The organism is Bradyrhizobium sacchari, assembly GCF_002068095.1.
Lineage (GTDB): Bacteria > Pseudomonadota > Alphaproteobacteria > Rhizobiales > Xanthobacteraceae > Bradyrhizobium > Bradyrhizobium sacchari.
Window position 1 is genome coordinate 129,589 of record NZ_LWIG01000026.1, and the last position, 6,213, is coordinate 135,801.

General features: G+C 65.1%; 8 protein-coding genes and 1 pseudogene. 6 read left to right on the top strand and 3 right to left on the bottom strand.

All coding sequences use genetic code 11. The features are described from left to right. Both pdxR and A5906_RS24630 read left to right on the top strand, forming a co-directional pair. On the top strand, positions 1-1,337 hold a 1,337-nt coding region (pdxR, locus tag A5906_RS24625), incomplete at its 5' end, for a MocR-like pyridoxine biosynthesis transcription factor PdxR (RefSeq protein WP_245326886.1). Positions 1,338-1,404: 67 nt separating this feature from the next. After that, complete coding sequence (locus A5906_RS24630) at positions 1,405-1,650, top strand: DUF6719 family protein (protein ID WP_080137862.1); 246 nt, start codon at positions 1,405-1,407, stop codon at positions 1,648-1,650. Positions 1,651-1,662: 12 nt separating this feature from the next. Here A5906_RS24630 and A5906_RS24635 read toward each other — a convergent pair whose 3' ends face one another. Both A5906_RS24635 and A5906_RS43130 read right to left on the bottom strand, forming a co-directional pair. Continuing rightward, a complete protein-coding gene (locus tag A5906_RS24635; RefSeq protein ID WP_080137863.1) occupies positions 1,663-2,025 on the bottom strand; it encodes a hypothetical protein in 363 nt (120 codons plus the stop codon). Between the two features lie 34 nt (positions 2,026-2,059). Next, the gene (locus tag A5906_RS43130; protein WP_167523423.1) at positions 2,060-2,224 is read right to left on the bottom strand and encodes a hypothetical protein; all 165 of its coding nucleotides are present in this window, start codon (positions 2,222-2,224) and stop codon (positions 2,060-2,062) included. A gap of 415 nt (positions 2,225-2,639) precedes the next feature. Between A5906_RS43130 and A5906_RS24640 the strand changes: the two genes are divergently transcribed. After that, positions 2,640-2,849: a hypothetical protein gene (locus A5906_RS24640; RefSeq protein WP_167523443.1), complete on the top strand. Its 210-nt coding sequence runs from the start codon at positions 2,640-2,642 to the stop codon at positions 2,847-2,849. A gap of 12 nt (positions 2,850-2,861) precedes the next feature. Here A5906_RS24640 and A5906_RS24645 read toward each other — a convergent pair whose 3' ends face one another. Beyond that, complete coding sequence (locus A5906_RS24645; RefSeq protein WP_080137865.1) at positions 2,862-3,410, bottom strand: CreA family protein; 549 nt, start codon at positions 3,408-3,410, stop codon at positions 2,862-2,864. 208 nt (positions 3,411-3,618) lie between these two features. On the opposite strand from A5906_RS24645, the gene A5906_RS24650 reads away from it, so the two are divergent. The 3 genes and pseudogenes from A5906_RS24650 to A5906_RS44955 all read left to right on the top strand — a co-directional run. Continuing rightward, a complete protein-coding gene (locus A5906_RS24650) occupies positions 3,619-5,283 on the top strand; it encodes a L,D-transpeptidase (RefSeq protein WP_080138254.1) in 1,665 nt (554 codons plus the stop codon). 79 nt (positions 5,284-5,362) lie between these two features. Next, the gene (locus A5906_RS24655; RefSeq protein WP_080137866.1) at positions 5,363-5,932 is read left to right on the top strand and encodes a glutathione peroxidase; all 570 of its coding nucleotides are present in this window, start codon (positions 5,363-5,365) and stop codon (positions 5,930-5,932) included. A gap of 146 nt (positions 5,933-6,078) precedes the next feature. Beyond that, a pseudogene (locus tag A5906_RS44955) lies at positions 6,079-6,213 on the top strand (polysaccharide deacetylase family protein); the annotation flags it as partial.

Genomic DNA, 6,213 nt, shown 5'->3' on the forward strand with positions numbered 1-6,213 from the left:
CCGGCCTCGTCAAGCCCGGCGAGCCGCTGCCGCCGTCACGGTCGCTGGCGAAGCAAACCGGCTTTCGCCGCAATGCCGTCGTCACGGCGTATGAGAGGCTGATCGCCGACGGCTTTGCCGACGCAACGGTCGGCTCCGGTACGTTCGTCGCCGCGCGAATTCCCGCGCGCGCGACTGAGCCGAAGAAGCCGAAGGTGATTGTCGAAGCGCCCCGGCAAGGCGCGTTCGCGCTCGGCTGCACCCATATCGACGAGCGCGCCGTGCAGCGATTTCGTGCCTTCGTCGGCCGGCGCATGCGCGCGTTCGGGTCCGAGCACCTGCACTACGGCGATCCCCGCGGCAGCCGCGAGCTGCGCGCAGCGATCGCCGATCATCTGTTGTCGGCGCGCGGGCTGCGCTGCGATCCCGACCAGATCATGCTGACATCGGGCACACTGCACGCGCTGCGCATCGTGCTCAGTGCGATCTTGAAGGCGGGCGATCAAGTGTGGTGCGAGGACCCAGGTTACCCCGCCGCGCGAAAAACCATCGCTCATTGCGGCTATCGCGCCGTACCTGTGCCCGTCGACGAGGACGGCATGCGCGTTGCCAAGGGGCGCACCGCCGCGCCGTCCGCGCGTGCGGCCTATGTGACGCCGTCGCACCAGTTTCCGCTGGGCGTGCAGATGTCGATGCCGCGCCGACTCGAGCTGCTGGACTGGGCGAGGCAAGCCGGCGCCTTCGTGCTGGAGGACGATTACGACAGCGAGTTCCGCTACGACGGCGCGCCGCTGATGTCGCTCGCCGGCATCGACCACCTCCAGCGCGTGATCTACCTGGGCACGTTCGCCAAGACGCTGTTTCCCGGCCTGCGCATCGGTTATTGCGCCCTCCCCGAGCGCCTGATCACCGATGTGACCGCCGCGCGCGCCGCGCTCGACCGCTTTCCGGGCACGCTGATGGAGGGCGCGGTCGCCGACATGCTCAATTCCGGCGCGTTCGCGGCGAACCTGAAACGGGTGCGAAAGCTCTACCGCGAGGCGCGCGATGCGCTGGCCGCGACACTGGAGGCGAGTTCCGACGGCCTGCTGTCGGTGCCGGTGCCGTCACAGGGCCTGCATCTTGTCGCCCGCTTCGATCCATCGGTCGAACTGTCGGTCGCAGCCGAGGCGAACCGGGCGGCCCGCGCCGAGGGCTGGCTGCTCGCCGACACCTATTCGCGCGCACGGCCCCTGCCCGGCTTCGTGCTGGGATTTTCCGGGCATGCGGTTCCACACCTCGTGGCATCCGCCGAGCGGCTCGCACGGGAATCGCGCGCGGCTTTGAATGCAAAGGGCAAGTCGGCGCGCCGGGCGTGACGAAGCTTCACTATGAGAATCGCCCGCCGCTCCCTAGATTGCGGCATCGATGCCGGGACCTCTCATCATGCCGCTGCGCCACGCAACCTTCCTCTCGCTCCTGATCGTCATCGCGCTCGCCTCGACGGCACGCGCAGCCACCATCGGACGCGAGCAGGACATCGTGGATCTCAAGCTCGGCCAGCGCGTGCTCGTAGATGACGGAACCTGTCCTGCCGGACAGGTCAAGGAAGTGCGTGGCGCAAAGATGACCGACCAGGGTATCTCACGCACCAGTTCCTGCGTGCCCCGACAAGGCCCGAAAACGAAATGATGAGCTGAGAGGCTACTTCGCCGGATCGAACATGCACTGCAGGGTCGGCTTGGCGATCTTGGTGAAGGTCGGGCCGATCTCGCTCTGCTTCGATGTCGGCACCCAATCGGTTTCGATCGTCGGCACGCCGGTCTCGCTGATGCCCCGCAGCAGCGCCTCGCGCAAATCGCGGTCCTCGACGACGGCGGCGGCGTGGTCGTGCAGGCAGCCGCAGACTTCTTCCGGATGCTCCCAGCGTCCGAGCATGCGCGGCGCGCACTGACGCACGAATTCACTGCGCGGATCGGGCAGCCGCGACGGCGCACGCACCTGCGCCTGCACGGAGTTGAACGTCAGAAAGGAGATGAAGACGGCGGCGCAGAAACGAAGCAACATGATAGCCTTTGCCAGCGGATTTTCTTGTTGGCGATCAGAAGCGCGCGGCAACCACGATCGGCTGCGGTACCGGGGTCAAGACCGGCGAGCCGCTGTACTGGAAGGTGCCGATGCCAGGGAGATTGCCATCGGGCATGCCCGCAAACGAGGAACCGGCGAGCACAAAGCCGAAGCCAAGGATAAAGCTGAGCGCGCGCATGGTCTTGTCCCTCAATTCCGCGGCCGGCGGTGCGCCGTCGTCGTTGTGACGCTGATAACCATGGGTGGTTTCGCCCGTGATGCGCCAAAAACGGAAAATGGTTTCATGCGCGTGCGAATTGTTTCGTCCCGCCGTGGGCGACGAAACAATTCTCGGAAAACGCCAATTATTTCAGTCACGTCGCAAAGCGGCTCAAAGCGGCTTCGCAGGTCGCTGTTGCAGCGCGCAAACGTGCCTGACACCGGCATCGTCATGCGCCCGCCTTGCACGCTTCACATGCATTTTACGTTTTTCTGCTGAAGAGAAGCCAAACGAGGGCTGGGCCGTCGAACCGCGCGCGCGTCGGCCGCGACCCAAGCCATCGAAACCGAGACGCCAGGGATCACCGGGCGCATCCACGTGAGGAATGGCCATCATGGTGGCGCAAGATCGCGCAACGCCGCGCGAGACGGACCTGCGGACAGACCGCGGCGATCAACGACCTATTCGCAGCCACGCCGCCTCGGCGAACGAAATGGCGCTGCAATCAAGCCGCGGCTTCGAAGCCGCCCCGCAGATGTTCGTGCGGTTGACCGGCTCGCATCTCGCAAAGCCGCGCGGCAGCCGCGAACGCGTCACTGAGTGAACGCAAGTTGCGTCACTGAGTGAAGAACTCGCCGCACTTCTGGACGCTGGCGTCAGCCGGTCCCCACGGCATGATCGGCACCGTCGAGGTCGAGTTCTTCGGTGAGCCCTCGATCAGCTTATCCGAATAGACCATGTAGACCAGCACGTTGCGCTTGGCGTCACAGCCGCGCACGATCTGCATCTTCTTGAAGAACAAGGAGCGGCGCTGGCGGAACATGTCGTCGCCCTGCTCCATCTTGGCCTTGAACTTGATCGGACCGACCTGGCGGCAGGCAAGCGAGATGTCCGAGACCTCCTCGGCCAACCCCAGCCAGCCCTTGAAACCGCCCTTCTCCGGCACGGTGAAGTGACAGGCGACGCCCTCGACCTCAGGATCGTCGAGACCATAGGTCGCGAGCTTGTCGTTCGGGCTCATCCATTTGAACACGGTGGACCGGCGGAAGATCAGATCGGGCTCATCGGCGGCGGATGCGGAAGCCGGCGGCGCGACCAGCGCCAGGAGGAATAAAGCGAGGCCTTTCAAGCGGATGCTGGAAAGACCGGGGAAACGAGATGACATGAAGTTCTCCGGTAACAAGTCCCCGCAATGTAGGCATCGGTCGGCCGGTCAGGAAGACGACGGCAGGCCTGGCGCGGCCGCCGTTTACCGCTCCGTGAGGCTTTTTTGCTACGTCTTGGACAAAAGTAGATGATGGCAGAACCACCCTGCTAGTGAACGCGTATCCCCTTTGCGAGACTAATGTCTGATTTGGATTATGGATTCGAGGATGAACAGCGTGAACGGGTCCGGTTTTGCTGCCAAGCCGACGCGGCTGTGCCGAGTCGCCATTTTGACGGCGGCGGGTGCGATCGGTACGGCAAGCCAGGCGGAAGCAGCATTTTACTACTGGACCGACTATTCCGACGGATCCTACGCCTCCCGGCAGGATCGGCATCCCGACATTCCGCGCCAGAAGCCGCCGCAGAAGCGCAGCGCCGCGGGCAAGAAACAAATCGTTGTCGAGAAGGAAGCCGCCGGCAAGCCGCAGGGTCCCCTCGTCATCGTCGTCTCGATCGAGCGGCAAAAGGTGACGGTCTACGACACCAACGGCGTATTCGCGGAATCTCCGGTGTCGACCGGCATGAAGGGCCATTCGACGCCGATGGGTGTGTTCAGCGTCATCCAGAAGCACAAATTCCACCACTCCAACATCTACAGCGGCGCGCCGATGCCGTACATGCAGCGGATCACCTGGTCCGGTGTCGCCATGCATGCCGGCGTGCTGCCGGGCTATCCGGCCTCACACGGCTGCATCCGCATGCCGATGGCGTTCGCGGTCAAGATGTGGAACTGGACCAAGATGGGCGCGCGCGTCATCGTCACGCCCGGCCAGATGACGCCGCACAGCTTTCAGCATCCGCTGCTCGCCTCGGTGCGCGTGCCGCCGCAACCCGCGGCCAGCCTGGAGCCGCAGACCAATGTCGGCGACAAGGCCGACAAGGGCGCGGCCGCGAAGGTCACTGAGGCCAAGCCGCAGGAGACCAAGACCGCCAGCGCCGAGGGCGTGCTGGAGCTGCGCTCGTCGGTTGGCCACACCGTGATGTCGGACATGACAACGGGCAATGCGTCCGCTCGCACGGAAGCGACCAACAACGTTGACGCGCCTGCTCAGGCCGAGACGAAGACCACCGAGGCGTCAGACGCAGCCAAGGCGCAGCCGGACGACGTTGCCAAGCCGTCGAGCGCCGAAGCAAAGCCCGCCGAGGCCGCCGAAGCGCCCAAAACTCCGACAACGGCTCCGACAGCGACCGACGACAAAGTCGAGGCCGCCAAGAACGACACACCGGCCTTTAACGCGGCAAAGTCCGAGACGGCGAAGACGGAAGCGGCCGACTCCGCCAGGAAGCCCGATGCGCCGGGGTTGGCCGCCTCGCCGGACGCGAAGAAGGACGACTCCCGCCTCGCCGAGCCTGCGGCAAAGCCGGACGCGCCCAAGCGCGCCGGCCAGATCGCCGTCTTCATCAGCCGCAAGGATTCCAAGCTCTACGTGCGGCAGAATTTTGCGCCGCTGTTCGAGGTCCCGGTCACGATCTCCGCGAGCGACCGGCCGCTCGGCACGCATGTCTTCACCGCCGAAGTCGACAAGGCCGATTCCAACGCGCTGCATTGGTCGGTGGTGTCGCTGCCCGTCACCGCCCGGTCCGCCGCGCGCGAGGATGACAGCCGCGTCACGCGCCGCAGGGATGGCGCCGCGGTGATCCCCGTCGCCGCAAAGCCGGTGGTGACGCCGGACAGCCCGACTGAGGCACTCGACCGCATCTCGATCCCCGCCGACACCATGGCGAAGATCAACGAGATGCTGACCTCCGGCGGCTCGATCATCGTCTCCGACCAGGGCATCAATCAGGGCGAGACCGGCGAAGGCACCGATTTCATCGTTCGCCTGTACTAGCGCGCGATAACGCGGTGTTGAGCGCCCCGGTCACACCGGCGGAGTAACATCCGCCCCGGATCATTTCGGGGACACCGTCATGATGGACCGCAGGACATTGCTCTTCGCGGCACTTGCGGGCGCAGCCGCACCGATGGCGCGCGCGCACGCCGACGGCGGCATGAGCCGGATCTCGGCCTACGCCTTCACCTTCCCTGCATTGTCAGGCGACGACATCCGACTCGCCGCTTACACCGGCAAACCGCTGCTGGTCGTCAATACGGCATCGCTCTGTGGCTACACGCCGCAATATGCGGGTCTGCAAGAGCTCTGGGGCGAGTTTCGCGCGCGCGGGCTCACCGTGATCGGCGTGCCCTCCAACGATTTCGGCGGTCAGGAGCCTGGCGGCGCCAACGAGATCACGGAGACGGCGAACCACCAATACGGCGTTACCTTCCCGATCGCGGCCAAGGCCGTGGTGGTCGGCGCGAAGGCGCATCCGTTCTACAGATGGGCGGCCGAGGCACGTCCCCGCGAGGTTCCGCGCTGGAACTTCCATAAATATTTGATCGGCCGTGACGGCTATATCGCCGAGGTGTTTCCATCCGCGGTCGAGCCGACCGATACACGGATCAAGACGGCCGTCGCCAGGGCACTGGCCGACAGCTGAACACGACGCGAGGCCCAATCCGGTTGGGCACAATTGTGGCGCGGCGCCAAACAGCCGTTGCAATGGCGAGGGCCCACCATCTAGGCTAGGATCGATTGGGGCAGGAAGGTTTTGCCGGAGGCGAAAAGCCGCGGCGGAACAACGGGATCAATCTCGAGGACAACACCATGCGTGTGGCGGCAGGACTGATTTTGGCAAGCGCGATGTCTCTTGCGATGACAGGCGCGGCATGGTCACAAACCCCGGCTGCGAAGCCCGCAGCCGCACCGGCGGCAGCAGCA

Excerpts from the sequence above, each read along its gene's own strand:
- A5906_RS24650 (WP_080138254.1), top strand. The coding sequence starts at position 3,619 with ATGAACAGCGTGAACGGGTCCGGTTTTGCTGCCAAGCCGACGCGGCTG.
- A5906_RS24655 (WP_080137866.1), top strand. The coding sequence starts at position 5,363 with ATGATGGACCGCAGGACATTGCTCTTCGCGGCACTTGCGGGCGCAGCC.
- A5906_RS43130 (WP_167523423.1), bottom strand. The coding sequence starts at position 2,224 with ATGCGCGCGCTCAGCTTTATCCTTGGCTTCGGCTTTGTGCTCGCCGGT.
- A5906_RS24635 (WP_080137863.1), bottom strand. The coding sequence starts at position 2,025 with ATGTTGCTTCGTTTCTGCGCCGCCGTCTTCATCTCCTTTCTGACGTTC.
- A5906_RS24640 (WP_167523443.1), top strand. The coding sequence starts at position 2,640 with ATGGTGGCGCAAGATCGCGCAACGCCGCGCGAGACGGACCTGCGGACA.
- A5906_RS24630 (WP_080137862.1), top strand. The coding sequence starts at position 1,405 with ATGCCGCTGCGCCACGCAACCTTCCTCTCGCTCCTGATCGTCATCGCG.
- A5906_RS24645 (WP_080137865.1), bottom strand. The coding sequence starts at position 3,410 with ATGTCATCTCGTTTCCCCGGTCTTTCCAGCATCCGCTTGAAAGGCCTC.